Source organism: Mesorhizobium sp. B2-4-12, assembly GCF_006441575.1.
Taxonomy (GTDB): Bacteria; Pseudomonadota; Alphaproteobacteria; order Rhizobiales; family Rhizobiaceae; genus Mesorhizobium.
In genome coordinates this window covers 12,451-30,713 of sequence record NZ_VFVC01000043.1, presented here as the reverse complement: position 1 = coordinate 30,713, position 18,263 = coordinate 12,451, and the positions used below count along the sequence as shown (strand labels likewise).

The following is an 18,263-nucleotide window of genomic DNA, read 5'->3' as shown; positions in this document are numbered from 1 at the left end:
ATGGGGCGCTGTTCTGTCCTGGGGCAAGGACGAACTGAACACGATCGTCATCAGTTGCCATGTCGCGGGCATTTCCCCTTCCGTCCCGGCCACCCGGTTTGGCAACGCCGTAAAGCTGCTGATCGCGGTTGGGATGCCGATCGAGGATTTGGCCAGGACGCCGAGCAAAAGGCTTGCGGACTATTATCGCGTCGACCACCCGCGTTGCAGGGGACAAGACGCGCTCGACGATGCGCTGTCCCCGACCTATACCCTGCAGCACCTGATGAAGACTGGAAAGCTGCGGCCTGATGTCTTCGAGCACAGATAGCCAGAAAGCGTCGCCGCCCCTGCCGCTCAGATCACCGAATCGGTCCAGCGAACGATTTGCCTGGCGGCATCGCCGAACGCGCTGTCGAGCGCACTGACATAGGCGGGATTGCCGCGCCCCGAAACGGGCGCGGTCGCGGTGAAGCTCTTGGAAGCGCGCACCTCGCCATTGCGGTCGTTGAGGATGCGCACGAACAGGTCAACCTCGGCATGTTCGCCGCCCTCGACGCGAACTTCGAAGGATCGGATCTCGACAATCACCTGGTAATCGATCGCCAGCCCCTCGCCCGGCTTGCCGACGCCGGCAAAACTGCCCGAGCGCTGAAACGTCTCGGCCAACCGCGCCTGCACGATCAGGGGCAGGCGGTCAGCCCATTGCGCGCCCTTCAGATACTGGATCGAGCGGTCGGAGGGCTTGATGACGATGTTCTGGCTGTCCAGCGCCTTGAGCGCCGAAGGCTGGGCGATCAGGATCTGGCGACGGCTGTGGCCATGTGCCTCGACCGAAGGTGCCGACAGCTCAAACGTGTCGAGTGGCGCGGGTCCGCCGCCCGGCAGAGCCGCGCAGCTGGCGAGGGCCAAGGCAAGCAATGCCACGCCCGATCTGGACACAATCGACTTCACGCACGCCCCCTACCATCCCCGTTATTTATCGACCTCAAAAATAACCTACATCCGCAATGATTGTTTCTGAGGCGAGCAGACGCCGAAGTCAACGCCGCGCCCTGCCGTCGAACTGCCGAACCTCGCCTTCGCCACCCGAGAGAATGCGCTGTGGATTGCGGCTGAGATCTGTCACCGCCTCCTCGATGCGACCGATCGAACGGCGGCTGTCCTGCACCAGCGCCTCGACATTCGAAAGTCCCTGGCCCGAGAAGCGCGCCAGATTGTCGGTGATGGTCCCAAGCCGCGCATTCAGTGTATCGGCAACCTGCTTGAATGATTTCAGCGTCGCCCTGGCATCGGCCATCACGCCATCGGCCTGGCCCGATCCGAGCAAGGTGTCGACCCTGGCGAGGATGCCGTCGACACGCACCGAAGCATCGTTGAGCCGTTGCGCAAGCTGCTTGGCGTCCTTGATGGTCTGGTTGATATCGTCGGCGCGGTTGGCGAACTTGTTGGTCACGACGGCGATATCGGCGGCGGCCTTGTTGGCGCTTTCGCTGGCCTTCTGGATGTTGGCTAGAGCCGTACGCACCTGCGCCGGGTCGATGCCGTCGAGCACCCCGTCGACCTTGGCCAGCGTGCCTTGCGTCTGCTTGGCGAAATCATTGACCGACCCGACCGCGGTATCGACATTCCTGATGACGCCGTCGAGCTGCCGTGACGTTTCCTTGAGGTTCGCGGTCACGGTATCGACATTGGCCACGATGCTCTTGATCTTGTCCTTGTCGACGGCATTGAGCAGTCCTTCCGCCGCCTTCAACGTGCCGTCGAGTTTGCCGGACACACCCTTCAACTCGTCGGAGAGCGCGCTGACGCTGGACAGGAACTTGTCGATGCCGTCGGAATTCCTGGCCAGCGCATCGGAGAAGGTCTGCACGTTGTGCACGGTCTGCGTCAGCGGTCCACGGACATCCTTGGTGAAGCCCTCGAGTTCGCTCAGCACCTTGTCGGCGCGGTTGAAGATGTTCTGCGCGGTCTGCAGCAGATTGGTCACGGCCGACGGGTTGGCGATGATCTCGGCGACCTTGCCTTCCTTTTCCGCCTGGTCGAGCAGCTTCACTTCCTTGGGATCGGCGCCCTTGAGTTCGATATTGGCCTGCCCGGTAAGACCGGCAAGGCCGATATCGGCCTGCGTCGACTTGGTGATCGGCGTCAGCCGATCGATCTCGGTGTCGGCAATGGCGACAGTCGGATTGTCGACGTCGATATAGACACGCTTGACGTCACCGACCTTGACGCCGTTGAACAGCACGAAGCTGCCGCGGCCGAGGCCGGAAGCCGAGCCCGGGATGCGCACGCGCAGCAGGGCCGTCTCGCCCCTGTCGCCGATCGCGGCTGTCCAATAGACGAAGCCGAACGCCGCCAGGATCGCAACCAGCGTAAAAATGCCGACAATGACGTAGTTGGCTCTGGTTTCCATTGCTTCACTTATGGCTATGCACGCGTGGCAAGATCAAGTTGCCGGGCGCGTTTTCCGCGGAAATAGGATTTTACCCACGGCTCCTCGCTCTTCAGCATGTCGTCGATTGTGCCCTCGACCAGCACCTTTTTCTTGCCGAGTACCGCCACGTGATCGCAAGCGGTGAACAGGGTGTCCAAGTCGTGCGTGACCATATAGACGGTCAGATCCATGGTGTCGCGCAGCTTGACGACGAGTTCGTCGAACTCGGCCGCGCTGATCGGGTCGAGGCCGGACGTCGGCTCGTCGAGAAAGACGATGTCCGGATCGAGCGCCAGGGCGCGCGCAAGCGCGGCGCGTTTGATCATGCCGCCGGAGAGTTCGGAGGGGAATTTCTGCGCCGCATCCGGCGGCAGTCCAACCAACTCGATCTTGAGCAGCGCCAGCTCGTCCATCAGCTTCTTCGGCAAGTCGAGATATTCGCGCATCGGCACCTGCACGTTCTCCAGCACGGTCAGCGCCGAAAACAGGGCGCCATGCTGGAACAGCACGCCAAGGCGCATGTCGATGCGCAGCCGCTCGATGTCGCTTGCCTTGTCGACATCGACCCCGAACAGCCGGATCGTTCCAGACTGCTTCGGCACCAACCCGAGAATGGTTCGCAACAGGACGGACTTGCCGGCGCCCGACGCACCGACGAAACCCAGGATCTCGCCGCGTCTGATGTCGAGCGACAGCTTGTCAAGGATCAGCTTGTCCTCGATGGCAACGGTGACGTCGCGCACCGAGAGCACGATTTCGCTCTCGTCCTGTTCCTGCGTCGTCATCCCACTGCCCTTCGCCATCTTAGAACTCGATCGCGGCGTAGAACATGGCGAAGAGCCCGTCGAGGATGATGACGACGAAGATCGACTTCACCACCGAGGCAGTCACGTGCTGGCCGAGTGACTCGGCGCTGCCGCCGACCTTCATGCCTTCGACGGAAGCGATGGTGCCGATGATCATCGCCATGAACGGCGCCTTGATCAGCCCGGCAAAGATGGTGCTGAGATCGATGGCGACCCGGAGCCTGTCGAGGAAAGCGGCCGGTGGAATGTCGGAATAGAGCCAGGCCGCGACAATGCCGCCGCCGAGTGCGGCGAAGTTGGCGATGATCGTCAGGCACGGCAAGGCGATCACCAGCGCAACCAGGCGCGGAAAGACCAGGACGCCGATCGGATTGAGACCGATGACCTTCAGCGCGTCGACCTCCTCGCGCATCTTCATCGAGCCGATCTCGGCGGTGATCGCGCTGCCGGAGCGGCCGGCGATCATGATTGCCGTCATCAGCACGCCGAGTTCGCGCAGGATCAGCACGCCGACGAGGTCGACGACGAAGATATCGGCACCGAAATAGCGGAGCTGATAGGCGCCTTGCTGGGCAACGATGGCACCGACGATCGCCGACATCAGCACCACCACCGGAATGGCGCCGACGCCCATGCGATCGATCTGGTTGAAGATCGCCGCCGGGTTGACGGCATGGCCGCGGCCGAGCTTCATCTGCGCGCCGCGGATGGTGGCGCCCAATATGTTCATCGAGGCGAGGAAATCGTCGCGCATCTCGTAAACGCGCCGGCCAACCGCCTCCAGGGCACGAATGATGATGTTCGGCGGCCGCGCCGGCCCCGATTCGGGCTCGCGGCGCACGGCTTCGCCCACGGCGTCGAGCAGGATGGAGGCGATCTCGCTTTGGCCCTGCATCCGGACCTCGACGTTCTTCTTCTCGAACACGCTGACCAGCCGGTCGATCAACCAGGCGCCGGCGGTATCGATCTTCTCGATTTTCGAAAGATCGAGGGCCAAGGTCCTGAAACCGCTTCGCTTCTCGATCTTGCGCATGTCGGCGTCGATCAGCGCAACGGTTCGTGTCGTCCAGATTCCGGAGAACGCGCAACCGAGAACGTCGCCCTCCTCGCCGACCGCCACGCGTGGGCCGTGGTCAGCCTCCGAGGCGGTCGTACCGCTTGCGTCGCGCTTGCCGATGGTCAACATGGCGTCCTGTTTAGCCTGATGGGTCCGACCTTGTCGATTTGCCGACAACCCTTCTCGCACAGCCGGAGCAGAAAAATATGGCGCGTGTCATTTCGGTCGAGGCGGAACGTTTCCCGATCGCCGGAACCTTCACCATTTCGCGCGGCTCCAAGACCGAGGCCGAGGTCATCACCTGCACGATCCGTGAAAACGGACATGTCGGGCGCGGCGAATGCGTTCCCTACAAACGCTACGGCGAGACCATGGACGGTGTGCGCGACGCGATAGAGGCCATGCGCGAACGGATTGCCGGCGGCATGGATCGGACCGCCCTGCTCTCGGCCATGGCGGGCGGCGCCGCGCGCAACGCTGTCGACTGTGCCCTGTGGGATCTCGAGGCAAAGATCAGCGGAATACCGGTGGCCGACGCCATGCATTCCGCTCCGCTGTCGAGCCTCGAAACAGCCTACACCCTGTCGCTCGCCGAACCGGAGGCGATGGCGGCGCAGGCGCGTGCCAATGCCATGCGGCCTCTGCTCAAGGTCAAGATCGGGGGCGACAACGACATGGCCAGGATTCGCGCTGTCACGGAGGCTGCGCCGCAAGGCCGTATCATCCTCGATGCCAATGAGGGGTGGACCGACGAGAACATCGAGGCCAATCTCGCCTTTGCCGCACAACATGGCATCGCGCTTGTCGAACAGCCCCTGCCCGCTGGACACGACGAGATCCTGCGCCGAATTGCGCATCCGGTGCCGATCTGTGCCGACGAAAGCGTGCATGAGACAAAGGACCTCGGTTCGCTGGTCGGCCTCTATGACGCGGTCAACATCAAGCTCGACAAGACGGGCGGCCTGACGGAGGCGCTCGTGCTTCGCGACCGGGCTCGGGATCTGGGGTTCGGCATCATGGTCGGGTGCATGGTCGGCACATCGCTGGCGATGGCGCCGGCGGTGCTGCTTGCGCAAGGAGCCGATTTCGTCGATCTCGATGGCCCGCTGCTGCTTGCGCGCGACCGCCAGCCGGGCCTGGTCTACAAGGGTTCGCTGGTCTCACCGCCGGACCGGGTGCTGTGGGGCTGAGCGCGCGGCAAGCCCGATCAGCACCAGGCCGACGATGGCGATCGGAATCATCGCCAGGAAACCGTCGACCCCGAGACGATCATAGAGCGGACCGGAAGCCAGCGTGACGGCGGCCATGAAGAAGCCGTTGAAGAAATAGGCGATGCCTTGCGCAGCGCCCGTGCGCTCTTCCGAGACGGTCTCGCCGATCATCTTCTGCAGGCCGATCAGCACCATCGCGACGGACACCGAATGCAGCGACTGCACGGCGAAGAAGCCGGCGATGCCAAGGCCGAGCGGCCATACCAGTGGAAAGATGATCCAGCGTACGATCGACCCGATGCCGGCGATGACCATCACCCTGACGACGGGCACAGAGGCAAAAATGCGGTTGAAAAACAAAAACATGCAGACTTCGGAAACCACGCCCCAGGCCCACAGCAGGCCGACGACCGAATCGCTGAGGCCGATCGATTTCCAGTAGATGGAAACGAAGCCATAGAGGAATGCATGGCTGGCGGTGATGATGCCGACGCCAAGGGTGAAGTAGAGGAAATAGGCGTTGAAGAGACTCGGCGCCGCGTGCTGGATTTCCACCGCCGACAACGGCGAGGCCTTGCGCGGCCGCCCCATGCGCGGCGCCAGCAGCCCTGCAGTGAGTGCCGCGCCAAGGGCCAGGAATATGATGACCGGAACGGCTTGAGGACCGCTGGCCGCCAGGATGAAGCCGCCCGCGACATTGGCGCAGAGATAACAGATTGAACCCCATTTGCGCATGCTGGCGTAGTTCGAGCCGAAGCGGCGCACGCCCGAAAGCGCCAGCGAATCGGCGATCGGCGAATGCGGCGTCCAGACGATAGTCAGCGCCAGCGACACAGCCAGCACCGTCGAGTAGGTCGGCGTGAGAAAATACCCCGCCGACAAAAGCAGCGCGGCCGCCACCAGCGCGACATAGACATCGGCGCGGTCCCTCGCCCGATCGGCGAGTGTGGTCAGCAACGGCGTCGTCACCACACGCATGAACATAGGCGCCGCCAGGATGACGGCGATCTGCTCGGCGTGAAACCCCTTGGCCTGCAGCCAGAGCGGGAAATAGGGCAGATGCGTGCCAAGCGACAGGAACAACGTGCCGAAGATCAGGCTCATGCGCAGTTCGAAATGGCGTGGCTTGAGGAGTTGTTCTGGCGAAAGCGGCGGCAGGGACATGAATCGATCCAATTGCGCCGCATTCCGTCAGCCGGTCAGCAACGTGGGTCGACCCATAACATAGGGGAAAACCGGGCGAAACCGGTTGGACTAATCGATTAGTGCCGAACCTCTGAGGAAATTCGGCTCAGGCCGCCTGCCCTACCCGATCTTCGATGAGCAACGGAATGAAAGGCTCGTCCGGCGCCTCGGGCAGGACATGCGCCCAGGTCAGGATTTCCATCCGGCCGTCGAAATGTTCGACCACGGCCGTGCAGCTCTCCACCCAGTCGCCGGTGTTGATGTAGCGCACGTCCTCGAAATTCTCGATCGCCGCATGGTGGATGTGGCCGCAGATGACGCCGTCGACATGCGAGCGGCGCGCCTCCTCGGTGAGCACGGTCTGGAACGAGCCGATGAAGTTGACCGCCTTCTTGACCTTGACCTTTGCCCAGGACGAGAACGACCAGTAGGGCAGGCCGAGCAATTGGCGCAGCCGTGTCACCACGCGGTTGACGATCATCGCGGCGTCATAGGCATGATCGCCGAGATAGGCGAGCCAGCGCTGATTGTGGACGACGGTGTCGAACTGGTCGCCATGGATGACGAGCAGGCGTTTGCCATCGGCGGTTTCGTGGATCGCACGGTCGGCGACGACGATGCCGCCGAAATGCACGCCCTGGAACTGGCGAGCGAACTCGTCGTGGTTGCCGGCGATATAGGTGATGCTGGCGCCCTTGCGCGCCTTGCGCAGCAGTTTCTGCACGACGTCGTTGTGGCTTTGCGGCCAGTGCCAGCTGCGCCGCAGCCGCCAGCCGTCGACGATATCACCGACCAGATAGATGATGTCGGCGTCATGATAACGCAGGAAATCGATCAGGAACTCGGCCTTCGCCGCCTTCGAGCCCAGATGGACGTCGGAAATGAACATGCTGCGGAAAGTGCGGGGCTCTTGGCCTGACATCGCGATTTCACCCTTGCTTTCGAGCAGCCTATGCGCCGATTCATGCAACAACCGTATGACGGTTGCGATTGGTCCAGCGCTGGCGCTAGCCTGCCGGGCAAATCACAGGAGAAATTCGTCATGGATCTCGGTATCAGGGGAAAGAAGGCTATCGTCTGCGCTTCGAGCAAGGGGCTTGGGAAAGGCTGTGCCATGGCGCTGGCCGAAGCCGGTTGCGATATCGTCGTCAACGGCCGCAACGCGGAGCTGGTGGCGAAAACCGCCGCCGAGCTGCGCCAGCGCTATGGCGTGACGGTGACGGAAGTCGTTGGCGATGTTTCGAAATCGGAGGTGCAGAAGGCGCTGCTTGCCGCCTGCCCGGAACCCGACATCCTCGTCAACAACAATGGCGGGCCGCCGCTTCGCGATTTCCGCGAGCTCGATCGCGCCAAGATCCTTGAAGGCGTCACCCAGAACATGGTGACGCCGATCGAGCTGGTGCAGGCCGTCCTCGACGGCATGGCGGCGCGCGGCTTCGGCCGTATCGTCAACATCACCTCACTGTCGGTCTATGTCCCCATCCCCGGCCTTGACCTGTCGTCCGGCGCGCGCGCCGGCCTGACTTCGTTCCTTGCCGGCGTGGCGCGAACGGTGATCGATCGCAACGTCACCATCAACTCTCTCTTGCCCGGCAAGCTCGACACCGACCGCCTGCGCGGCCCGCACGAGGCCGGTACCGTCGAGGATCCCGCGGCGGCCGCGGCGCGCAAGACCCGCATCAGCGCCGATGTGCCGGCCAAGCGGCTCGGCACGCCGGAGGAATTCGGCCAGATCTGCGCCTTCCTGTGCTCGGTCCATGCCGGCTATCTGACCGGACAGAACATGCCGGTCGACGGCGGTCTCTACGTCAGCGCCTTCTGATCGGAGGGGCGGCAAAACGGCGCGACTCATCTGGCATGAAACAGCCGCAAATATCTGACATCTAGTGATTTTCGACGTGCCGACCCATAAAGCCATCGGCGCGTCAATTAGCGTCGCGAAAACCGCTGACCTCATGCTAAAAGGACTCTCGAAGCAGGTTTCGAGGGAGCGGCCGCATGGAAGGCGAGAACAAGAAGACGGCACGTTCGGATCTCGACGAAGCCGCCCTCTACTTCCACAAGCATCCGACGCCGGGAAAGCTTGAGATCCAGGCGACCAAGCCGCTCGGCAACCAGCGCGACCTGGCGCTCGCCTATTCGCCCGGCGTGGCGGCCCCTTGCCTCGAAATCCGCGACAATCCGGCGACCGCCGCCGACTACACGGCGCGCGCCAACCTCGTCGGCGTCGTCTCCAACGGCTCGGCCGTGCTCGGCCTCGGCAATATCGGCCCGCTGGCCTCGAAGCCGGTCATGGAAGGCAAGGCGGTCCTGTTCAAGAAGTTCGCCGGTATCGATGTCTTCGACATCGAGATCGACGCCCCGGAGATCGAGCGCATGGTCGAGACCGTCGCCGCTCTCGAGCCCACTTTCGGCGGTATCAACCTAGAGGACATTAAGGCGCCGGAGTGTTTTGAAGTCGAGGAACGGCTGAAGGCCCGCATGGGGATTCCGGTGTTCCACGACGACCAGCACGGCACCGCCATCATCGTCGCCGCCGCCGTGCTCAACGGGCTGGAATTCGCCGGCAAGACCATATCGGACATCAAGATCGTCACCTCCGGCGCGGGTGCGGCCGCGCTCGCCTGCCTGAACCTGTTGGTCTCACTTGGCGCCAAGGTCGAAAACATCTGGGTCACCGACCGCTTCGGCGTCGCCTACAAAGGCCGGGCCGACGAGATGGATCGCTGGAAAGACCCCTATGTGAAGAACACCGAGGCGCGCACGCTTGCCGATGTCCTCCCAGGCGCCGACGTTTTCCTCGGCCTTTCGGCGGCGGGCGTGCTGAAGCCGGAACTGCTCGAGCATATGGCGCCGAAGCCCTTGATCCTGGCGCTGGCCAACCCCAATCCGGAGATCATGCCGGAAGTGGCGCGCGCGGCGCGTCCCGATGCCATGATCTGCACCGGCCGGTCCGATTTTCCCAATCAGGTCAATAATGTCCTGTGTTTCCCTTACATCTTCCGAGGCGCGTTGGATTGCGGTGCCAGCGCCATCAACGAGGAGATGAAGATGGCCGCGGTGCGGGCCATCGCCGCCCTTGCCCGCGAGGAGCCATCGGACGTCGCCGCACGCGCCTATTCCGGCGAGACGCCGATCTTCGGACCCGAATTCCTGATCCCCTCGCCCTTCGATCCGCGTCTCATCCTACGTATCGCGCCGGCGGTTGCCAAGGCGGCATGCGACACCGGTGTCGCCACACGGCCGATCACCGACTTCGCCGCCTATGTCGACAAGCTCAATCGCTTCGTCTTCCGCTCGGGCCTGGTGATGAAGCCGGTGTTCTCGTCCGCCAAGGCTTCGAGCGCCAAGCGCGTCATCTATGCCGACGGCGAGGATGAGCGCGTGCTACGCGCCGCCCAGGTGGTGCTTGAGGAAGGCATCGCCGAGCCGATCCTGATCGGCCGTCCGCATGTCGTCGAGGTCAGGCTGAAACGCTACGGCCTGCGCATCAAGCCGGGCGTCGATTTCGGCCTGATCAACCCCGAGGACGATCCGCGCTATCGCCACTATGTCGACCTCCTGATCGAACTCGCGGGCCGGCGCGGCGTGACGACGGAGGCCGCGCGCACGATGGTGCGCACCGACAATACGGTGATCGCGGCCCTGGCGCTGAAGCGCGGCGATGCGGACGCCATGGTCTGTGGCCTCGAAGGGCGCTTCGAGCGGCATCTGCGCAACGTCACGCTGATCATCGGGCCGCGCGCCGGCATCAGGGACTATGACCTGTCGACGCTGTCGATGCTGATCTCGCAGCGCGGCATTATCTTTCTCACCGACACCCACGTCTCCGTCGACCCGACGGCCGAGGAGATCGCCGAGATGACCGTGCTGGCGGCGGAGGAAATCCAGCGCTTCGGCATCGAGCCGAAGGCAGCGCTGCTCTCGCATTCGGACTTCGGCTCGCGCGATTCGCCGAGCGCGCTCAAGATGCGGCAGGCGGCGGCGATCCTGGCGCGGATCGCGCCGGAACTGCAGTGCGACGGCGAAATGCATGCCGATTCCGCTTTGTCGGAGCATCTGCGCCAGCGCGTCTATCCGCATTCGCGCCTGAAGGGCGAAGCCAATCTGCTGGTGTTCCCGAACCTCGATTCGGCCAACATCACGCTGACGGCGCTGCGCGCCATGATGGATGCCCTGCATGTCGGGCCGATCCTGCTCGGCACCGACAAGCCGGCGCACATTCTGACGCCGTCGGTCACGTCACGCGGTGTGGTCAACATGACGGCGCTGGCCGTGGTCGAGGCCGCGCACAAGGCACAGGCGATCGCCAACCTGGGCTGAGCCACGATTTCGCGGTAAACTGCGATTAACCGCGAACACGGTAGCCTTGCGGACGATGGCGGAGTTGGGCGGATGACAGGCGGAGGGTGGAAGCAGGCGCATGCTGCCGTGCTGCTCGGCCTCTTCCTGTCCGGTGCCGCGATCACCAAGCCGCAGGCCGCCTCGCGGGTCTGCCGCCAGTTGGAGGCCGATCTTGCCGCGGCTTCGCGCGGCGGGGGCGGAGGTCCGGCAATGATCCGGAAATACGATGCCGCGATCGATAGGCAGCGCCAACAGATATCGAGGGCACGCGATCAGGCGAGCAGCGTCGGGTGCGGATTTTCGCTGTTTTCCCGCAACATCAATCAATGCGCCGGTCTCAACGCCACCATCGACCGCATGAACGCCAATCTCGACAGCCTGCAGGCCAAGCGTGCACAGCTCGCCGGCGGCGGCTCACGCCGCGATCGTGGCCGCATCCTGGCGGCGCTCGACGCCAATGGCTGCCGCGACGATGCTGCCCCCCAACGCCGCGCTCCGCTGCAGGACGCCGAGCGCGGGGAAGACGACAACACGAACCTGTTCGACCAGCTTTTCGGCGGCGACAGCCGACAGGTCGATACATTGGACCAGCCCGATGATTCCGGCGAGGAGCGCAACGTCCGCCGCGTCCTGAACCTGCCCGGCACTCCGGATTTTGCGGGCACCGGCGGAGAGTTCCACACCACCTGCGTGCGTACTTGCGACGGCTATTTCTTCCCCATGTCGAACGCTGCCTCGGCCGGCGATTTCGAACGCGACCAGAAGAATTGCGAATCGAGCTGCCCCGGCACCGAAATGCAGGTTTTCTATTCGCGCGGCATGGATGACGATTCGGCCTCGATGACGTCGTCGGTCACCGGCAGGCCTTACAGCGAATTGCCGACCGCCTATCTCTACAAGCAGTCCAATGTGTCGCGGCCGCCGGCCTGCGGCTGCAACGCCGCGCAGAATTTCCAGATCATTGGCGGCAATCCGTCGAACCCGACGCAACCGCAGCCCGAAGCGGCCGCGCCCTTCGTTCCCGTTCCGGCCTCCAAGCCAGATCCGGGTGCCGACTCGGAAACGCTGGCCAATAGAGAAGGCGGGCTCGACCGTGAAGCCATCAAGCGGCTTTCCGCGAAGCCGGTGACGTCGCCCGTCTCGGCCCTGCCGCCGGAGCAGCGCAAGGTCAGGGTCGTCGGGCCAACGTTCCTTCCCGACCCATCAGCGGCAATAAATCTGCAAGCTCCGGCCCCGAAGGCAGCCCAGTAAGGGCAAGTCTGAGCGGCATGAACAGCCCCTTGCCTTTGCGCCCGGTCGCTTCCCTGATCTTGCCCGTCCAGTCCTTCCAGACCGTCCCGTTCCAGGGCTCCTCCGGCAGGATATCAAAGGCCTGATGCAGAAAATCGCGGTCGTCGGCGGAGAATTCGGACCGCTCCTGCGGCCCCTCGCGCAGGATGCGCCACCAGCCCACGGCGTCGGCGAGCCGGTCAAGGTTGCCGCGCACGGCCAGCCAGAAGGGCTCGGCCTGTTCGCCGGAGATACCGAGCACCATCAGCCTGTCTCGTGCCTCGTCGAACGGCATGTGGTGCAGCAGGGCCCGGTTGAGCACGAAAAGCTCGTCCGGATCGAACTTGGCCGACGATTTTGACGTCGCGGCCGGGTCGAAATGACCGGCCAGTTCGGTCAGGTCATGCGCGGCCGCGACATTCTCCGAAGTCCCGACCAGCACGGCCAGCGAAGCGACAGCCATCGGCTCGATGCCTTCCTCACGCAGGCTTTCGATGGACAGTGCCCCGGTGCGCTTCGACAGTCCCTCGCCCGACACGGTGGTCAAGAGATTGTGGTGGCCGAAGACCGGCGGCTCGGCGCCCAGCGCCTTGAACAGAGCGATCTGCACGCCGGTGTTGGTGACATGGTCGTCGCCGCGGATGACATGGCTGACGCCCATATCGATGTCGTCGACGACCGATGGCAGCGTGTAGAGATAAGTGCCGTCCTCGCGCACCAGGACCGGGTCGGACAGCGAAGCCAGATCCACGGTTTCCTCGCCACGCACCAGATCGTTCCAGTGCACCTCGGTGCGCTCTGGCTGCTGCGGATCGCCAGTGAAATTGGGCAGCAGGAAGCGCCAGTGCGGCTTGCGGCCATCAGCCTGATATTCGGCCACCTGCTCGTGGGTCAGCGCCAAGGCCTCGCGGCCGTAGACCGGCGGCAGGCCGCGCGTGCGGCGCACTTTGCGCCTGAGATCCAGTTCCTCCGGCGTTTCGTAGCAGGCGTACAGAACCCCCGCCGCCTTCAGCCGCTCGACCGCGGCGTCATAGACCTCGAAGCGCCGCGACTGATATTCGGTGGCATCCGGGAAAATGCCCAGCCAATGCAGGTCGTAGAGGATGGCGTCGGAGAATTCCTGCTTCGAGCGGGCAATGTCGGTGTCGTCGAAGCGCTGGATGAAACGGCCCTTGTTGTTCACGGCAAACAGCCAGTTGAACAAAGCGGTGCGCGCATTGCCGATATGGATGCGGCCGGTCGGTGACGGAGCGAAACGAACGGTAACTGTCATGAGCGGGGCGTACCGGATGCTTTTGTGATTGACAAGATGCGCCCCCGCACCGTGCCGCAGACATAGAACATGGCGCGCATAATGAAAAGAGCGGGGCCATGCGTGTTGCATGGCCCCGATCCCGTCAGATGACCATGCCCTTGGTCAGCTCCAGCGCCTGGCGCTCGAACAGACGACGGTAGATGCCGCCCTTCAGCCGGATCAGTTCGTCGTGCGAACCTTCCTCGACGATTTTGCCTCGGTCGAAGACCAGCAGCCTGTCGAGCGCCCGCACCGTCGACAGCCGGTGCGCGATAACAAGCGTCGTGCGGCCGACCATCAGCCGTTCCATGGCTTGCTGGATCAGCACCTCCGATTCCGAATCGAGGCTCGATGTCGCCTCGTCCAGGATCAGGATGCGGGCATCGGCAAGGAAAGCGCGCGCGATGGCCACGCGCTGCCGCTCGCCCCCCGACAGTTTCACGCCACGCTCGCCAACCAGCGTGCCGTAGCCCTTCGGCAGGTTGACGATGAAATCATGCGCGCTCGCCAGTCTGGCGGCATGCTCGATCTCCCATGCGCATCGCTGGTCGACAGGCTCCAATGCGAAACGGTGCTTAGCTCCGGATGGTCGATGAGTGCCCGCACCAGCCGCAACCCGATGCCTCGCCCGCGATGCTGCGGCCAGACGATGATGTCGGCGAGATAGGCGAACACCGTGCGGTCGGTGATGGCCCGACCGAAGCCGACCTGTTTGCCGTCGATATAGGCGGCGGCGCAGAACGAATGGGCAAAGGCGCGGCGGTGCGTTTCATCGCTGCGCCCGTCGCCCCAGTAGCTCGCCATCAACAGATCCGACGTCGCCCGGAAATCGATCCGCGACAGGTCGAAGCTGATTTCACACTCAGGCATGGCTCTGTCCTCGCCACAGTGCGGCGAAATTTTCGGTCAGCAGGCGAAACGCGCCTATCCGCGATCCCTGAAACGGTTGGTGATGGGATAGCGGCGGTCGCGGCCGAAATTCTTCCTGGTGATCTTCACGCCCGGTGCCGCCTGCCGGCGTTTGTATTCCGCGATGTAGAGCAGATGCTCTATACGCGTCACCGTCGCCCGGTCGTGGCCGCGCGCCACGATGTCATCGACGCCCATCTCGTTCTCGATCAGGCATTCCAGGATGTCGTCCAACACCGGATAGGGCGGCAGCGAATCCTGGTCGGTCTGGTTCTCGCGCAATTCCGCCGACGGCGCCTTGTCGATGATGTTCTTGGGGATGACCTCGCCGGAAGGCCCGAGCGCGCCCGGCGGCACATGGCTGTTGCGCCAGCGCGACAGCGCGTAGACCTGCATCTTGTAGAGGTCCTTGATCGGGTTGAAGCCGCCGTTCATGTCGCCATAGAGAGTGGCGTAGCCGACGGACATCTCGCTCTTGTTGCCCGTGGTGACGACCATCGAGCCGAACTTGTTGGAGATCGCCATCAGGATGGTGCCGCGCGCACGGCTCTGCAGGTTCTCTTCGGTGATGCCTTCCTTGGTGCCCTCGAAAAGCTGCGTCAGCGCATGCATGAAGCCTTCGACCGGCTCGAAGATCGGCACGATGTCATAGCGGCAGCCGAGCGCGCGGGCGCAGTCCTCGGCGTCCTTCAGCGAATCCTTCGACGTGTAGCGGTAAGGCATCATCACCGCGCGCAGCCGTTCCTCGCCAAGTGCGTCGACGGCAAGGGCCGCGCAGATCGCCGAATCGATGCCGCCCGACAGGCCGAGCACGACATTCTTGAAGCCGTTCTTGTTGACATAGTCGCGCAGACCCAGCATGCAGGCCCGGTAGTCGGCTTCCTCCCGCTCGGGGATTTTCGACATCGGCCCCTCAGAGCAGGCCCAATGATCGTCCTGTCTTTTCCAGGTGGTGACGTCGACCGCTTCCTCGAACTGGCTCATCTGGAAGGCAAGCCGTCTGTCGGCGCCGATAGCAAACGACGCGCCGTCGAAGATCAGCTCGTCCTGGCCGCCGAGCTGGTTGGCATAGATGATCGGCAGGCCGCACTCGATGACCTGCTTGATGACGACCTGTTGGCGGACATCGATCTTGGCGCGGTAATAGGGCGAGCCGTTCGGCACCAGCAGGATTTCCGCCCCGCTTTCGGCAAGCGTCTCGCAGATGCCGATCTCGCCCCAGATGTCCTCGCAGATCGGAATCCCGATGCGCACGCCGCGGAAATTGACCGGCCCCTGGATCTCGGGCCCGGCCTGGAAGACGCGCTTCTCGTCGAATTCGCCGTAGTTGGGAAGATCGAGCTTGTAGCGTTCGGCGATGATCTTGCCGCCGTCGGCGAAGACGATCGAATTGTGCGTGCCGCTCTTGCGCTTCAGCGGCGTGCCGATGATGACACCGGGGCCGCCATCGGCGGTGTCGGCGGCGAAGTCTTGCGCCGCCCGCTCGCAGGCTTTCAGGAAGGCCGGCTTCAGCACCAGATCCTCCGGCGGATAGCCGGCGAGGAAAAGCTCCGTATAGAGCACGAGATCGGCCCCCTGGCGGGCGGCATCCGCCCTCGCCTCGCGGGCTTTGGCGAGGTTGCCGGCGACATCGCCGACAGTCGGGTTGAGCTGAGCGATTGCGATGCGCAGGATGTCAGGCTTCTTGGTCATGCCTGCTGACTTAGCGCGGCAAAATCCGCCTCGCAATGGCGTTCGCTTGGACCACTCGGACCAAGTGACATACGTCAGTCGTGTCAGGCCGAATGACCTGGGTGAACAGTGTCCAGACCGATGATCAGTCCTCGCCCATATACTCGCGCAGCGCTTGCGGAGAATGGTTGTCGCCGATCGACATCGCCAGGATGCGCGAAATGTGCCGCCGCGGCAAACCTGTCTCGGCAGCCCACCGGTTGATCTGCGCCTGGACTTTGTCGAGATCCTTTTTCGAGGTCGGGCTTTCGGCGATGTCGAGCCCGGCGTCGCGAAGTGCCGCCGCCATATCGGTCGAAATGACGAAGGCATCCCAGCCCAGCCAGCGCAGGAAATACTGGCCGGTGTTGCCGCCGAGCCGGCTGCCATGCTTGCCGAGATAGGCCATCAGTCCGACCTGGTCGTCGGCCGGCCATTCAGCAAGGAAATGACCGAAGCCGCCATGCTCTTTGGACACACGCTCGACGAAGGCGGCATTGTCGCGAACGGACCTGATCTTCTGCGGATTGCGCACGATGCGCTGATCGGAAGCCAGATCGTGCCAGAAATCGTCAGGCTGGAACAACAGCCGCTTCGGCTCGAAACGCAGAAACGCCTCCTCGAAGCCTGGCCATTTCTGCTCGATGACGCGCCAGACGAAACCGGCGGCGAAAATCCGCTCGGCCATGGTCGAGAGAATGCGGTCGTCCGCGATCGCGGCGACGGCGGTGTTGTCGGGTACCGGGCCCAGCAGCGTCGAAAGCTCCGCTTCGCCGCCCTTGCGTTTTGCCGCGCGCAGGCGAATTTTCTGAAAATCGGCCATCGGTCCTCGCTGTCCGCCGCAATGTAGCACTTCCCGTGGGAGCCGGCAGCCTCTACCTCTATCGCCAGCCCAGACCTGGAGACACCCATGTACAAGACGATCGATGAACTGGCGAATCGTTGGTTCAAGCGACGGCCGGACGGCCTCACCCAGTTGGAGAGCCGTGTGCTGCAGTCAACGTTCGAGCGCACCACCATCACCAGAGACACCAACAAGGCTGTCGCCTTCCACCAGACCTTTGGCGACCGGCTTGCCGACACCATCGCCCGCATCGGCGGTTCCTGGTCCTTCATCCTCGCCTTTCTGGCTTTCCTGGTCCTTTGGACCGCTGGCAATGTCTGGCTTCTGTCACGCGATGCCTTCGACCCCTACCCGTTCATCTTCCTCAACCTCATCCTGTCGATGCTTGCCGCCATTCAGGCGCCGGTGATCATGATGGCGCAGAACCGGCAGACCGAGCGCGACCGCATCGATGCCGCCCATGACTACGAGGTCAATCTGAAGGCAGAGATCGAAATCATGGCGCTGCATGAAAAGCTCGACGAACTGCGCCACAGCCAGATCCTCGGCATGCGCGACGAGATCGTGCGGCTGGCCGAACAGGTACAACGGATCGATGAAAGGCTGTCGCAGCAGCAGTCGGCTTCATGACCGACCCGATCCATCATTTCATCGAACAATACGGGCTGCTTGCGGTCTTTCTCGGCTGCGTTGCCGAAGGAGAAAGTGCGGCCATCCTCGGCGGCTTCTTCGCCCACCAGCATATCTTCGTGCTGTGGCATGCCTTCGTCGCGGCAGCACTCGGCGCCTTCGCCGGCGATACGGGCTTCTTCATCCTTGGGCGAAGCTTTGCCGATCATCGCTATGTCGTGAGATTGCGCCGGCGCCCCGGTTTCCGCCGCGCCTACCATCTGCTCAACACCCATCCCAACATCTTCGTACTGTCGAACCGTTACGTCTACGGCATGCGCCTCGTCGGCGGCATAGCGGCCGGACTGTCGCGCATCTCGATGCTGCGTTTCGTCGTCCTCAACGCCGTCTCGTCGACGGTTTGGGCAATCCTGTTCGGCACGATCGGCTACGTCTTCGGGCTGGGAGCCGAGCAGCTTATCGGCAAGGCATTGGCCCGCCACGAGCGGCTGTTGATCGGTCTGGGGATCGGTCTGGCGGTGGCCATCATTGCCTGGCTTGTGGCGCGCCATGTCGCCAGCAAGGAGCGCGCCAGGGAAAGCTGAGCTG

The 18,263-nt window shown here is 63.4% G+C and carries 16 protein-coding genes and 2 pseudogenes; 7 read left to right on the top strand and 11 right to left on the bottom strand.

Features of this window, described 5'->3' with window-relative positions:
* Positions 1-16: 16 nt before the first annotated feature.
* A pseudogene (locus FJ934_RS22110) lies at positions 17-310 on the top strand (exonuclease); the annotation flags it as partial.
* 26 nt (positions 311-336) lie between these two features.
* Here the strand turns inward: FJ934_RS22110 and FJ934_RS22105 are convergent.
* From FJ934_RS22105 to FJ934_RS22090, 4 genes are all read right to left on the bottom strand, one after another.
* On the bottom strand, positions 337-933 hold the full coding sequence (locus FJ934_RS22105) for an ABC-type transport auxiliary lipoprotein family protein (protein WP_140612419.1): 597 nt from the start codon (positions 931-933) through the stop codon (positions 337-339).
* 88 nt (positions 934-1,021) lie between these two features.
* On the bottom strand, positions 1,022-2,395 hold the full coding sequence (locus FJ934_RS22100; protein WP_140612417.1) for an MlaD family protein: 1,374 nt from the start codon (positions 2,393-2,395) through the stop codon (positions 1,022-1,024).
* A gap of 14 nt (positions 2,396-2,409) precedes the next feature.
* Positions 2,410-3,219 (bottom strand): ABC transporter ATP-binding protein, encoded by an 810-nt coding sequence (locus tag FJ934_RS22095; RefSeq protein ID WP_140612415.1) that lies wholly within the window; start codon positions 3,217-3,219, stop codon positions 2,410-2,412.
* 1 nt (position 3,220) lies between these two features.
* Positions 3,221-4,408, bottom strand: coding sequence for an ABC transporter permease (locus tag FJ934_RS22090; protein WP_140612414.1), 1,188 nt, complete (start codon positions 4,406-4,408; stop codon positions 3,221-3,223).
* Positions 4,409-4,485: 77 nt separating this feature from the next.
* Between FJ934_RS22090 and dgcA the strand changes: the two genes are divergently transcribed.
* A complete protein-coding gene (dgcA, locus tag FJ934_RS22085; RefSeq protein ID WP_140612412.1) occupies positions 4,486-5,469 on the top strand; it encodes an N-acetyl-D-Glu racemase DgcA in 984 nt (327 codons plus the stop codon).
* Here the strand turns inward: dgcA and FJ934_RS22080 are convergent.
* On the bottom strand, positions 5,440-6,654 hold the full coding sequence (locus tag FJ934_RS22080; protein WP_140612410.1) for an MFS transporter: 1,215 nt from the start codon (positions 6,652-6,654) through the stop codon (positions 5,440-5,442). The genes dgcA and FJ934_RS22080 overlap by 30 nt on opposite strands.
* 127 nt (positions 6,655-6,781) lie before the next feature.
* Positions 6,782-7,597, bottom strand: a complete 816-nt coding sequence (locus tag FJ934_RS22075; RefSeq protein WP_140612408.1) for a UDP-2,3-diacylglucosamine diphosphatase — start codon at positions 7,595-7,597, stop codon at positions 6,782-6,784.
* 120 nt (positions 7,598-7,717) lie between these two features.
* On the opposite strand from FJ934_RS22075, the gene FJ934_RS22070 reads away from it, so the two are divergent.
* The 3 genes from FJ934_RS22070 to FJ934_RS22060 all read left to right on the top strand — a co-directional run bounded on the left by FJ934_RS22070 (position 7,718) and on the right by FJ934_RS22060 (position 12,270).
* Complete coding sequence (locus FJ934_RS22070; RefSeq protein WP_140612406.1) at positions 7,718-8,497, top strand: SDR family oxidoreductase; 780 nt, start codon at positions 7,718-7,720, stop codon at positions 8,495-8,497.
* A gap of 176 nt (positions 8,498-8,673) precedes the next feature.
* Positions 8,674-10,998, top strand: a complete 2,325-nt coding sequence (locus FJ934_RS22065) for an NADP-dependent malic enzyme (protein WP_140612404.1) — start codon at positions 8,674-8,676, stop codon at positions 10,996-10,998.
* A gap of 72 nt (positions 10,999-11,070) precedes the next feature.
* Complete coding sequence (locus tag FJ934_RS22060) at positions 11,071-12,270, top strand: DUF2865 domain-containing protein (RefSeq protein WP_140612402.1); 1,200 nt, start codon at positions 11,071-11,073, stop codon at positions 12,268-12,270.
* On the opposite strand, the gene gltX is transcribed toward FJ934_RS22060, so the two are convergent.
* From gltX to FJ934_RS22035, 5 genes and pseudogenes are all read right to left on the bottom strand, one after another.
* Positions 12,188-13,561 carry a glutamate--tRNA ligase gene (gltX, locus tag FJ934_RS22055; RefSeq protein ID WP_140612400.1) on the bottom strand — a complete coding sequence of 458 codons (1,374 nt, stop codon included), beginning with the start codon at positions 13,559-13,561 and terminating at the stop codon, positions 12,188-12,190. The two genes, FJ934_RS22060 and gltX, sit on opposite strands and share 83 nt — an antisense overlap.
* Positions 13,562-13,685: 124 nt before the next feature.
* Positions 13,686-14,114: pseudogene (locus tag FJ934_RS22050) on the bottom strand (ATP-binding cassette domain-containing protein); the annotation flags it as partial.
* Positions 14,021-14,452 carry a GNAT family N-acetyltransferase gene (locus FJ934_RS22045; protein WP_246671594.1) on the bottom strand — a complete coding sequence of 144 codons (432 nt, stop codon included), beginning with the start codon at positions 14,450-14,452 and terminating at the stop codon, positions 14,021-14,023. The gene FJ934_RS22045 and the pseudogene FJ934_RS22050, both read right to left, overlap by 94 nt.
* Before the next feature lie 54 nt (positions 14,453-14,506).
* A complete protein-coding gene (locus FJ934_RS22040) occupies positions 14,507-16,183 on the bottom strand; it encodes an NAD+ synthase (RefSeq protein ID WP_140612398.1) in 1,677 nt (558 codons plus the stop codon).
* 124 nt (positions 16,184-16,307) lie between these two features.
* Entirely contained in the window at positions 16,308-17,024 is a 717-nt protein-coding gene (locus tag FJ934_RS22035) for a DNA-3-methyladenine glycosylase I (RefSeq protein ID WP_140612396.1), read from the bottom strand.
* 87 nt (positions 17,025-17,111) lie between these two features.
* On the opposite strand from FJ934_RS22035, the gene FJ934_RS22030 reads away from it, so the two are divergent.
* Together FJ934_RS22030 and FJ934_RS22025 are read left to right on the top strand one after the other, a co-directional pair.
* Positions 17,112-17,675, top strand: a complete 564-nt coding sequence (locus FJ934_RS22030) for a DUF1003 domain-containing protein (protein ID WP_140612394.1) — start codon at positions 17,112-17,114, stop codon at positions 17,673-17,675.
* Entirely contained in the window at positions 17,672-18,259 is a 588-nt protein-coding gene (locus FJ934_RS22025; RefSeq protein WP_140612392.1) for a DedA family protein, read from the top strand. The genes FJ934_RS22030 and FJ934_RS22025 overlap by 4 nt, the downstream gene beginning before the upstream one ends.
* The last annotated feature ends 4 nt before the right edge of the window (positions 18,260-18,263 follow it).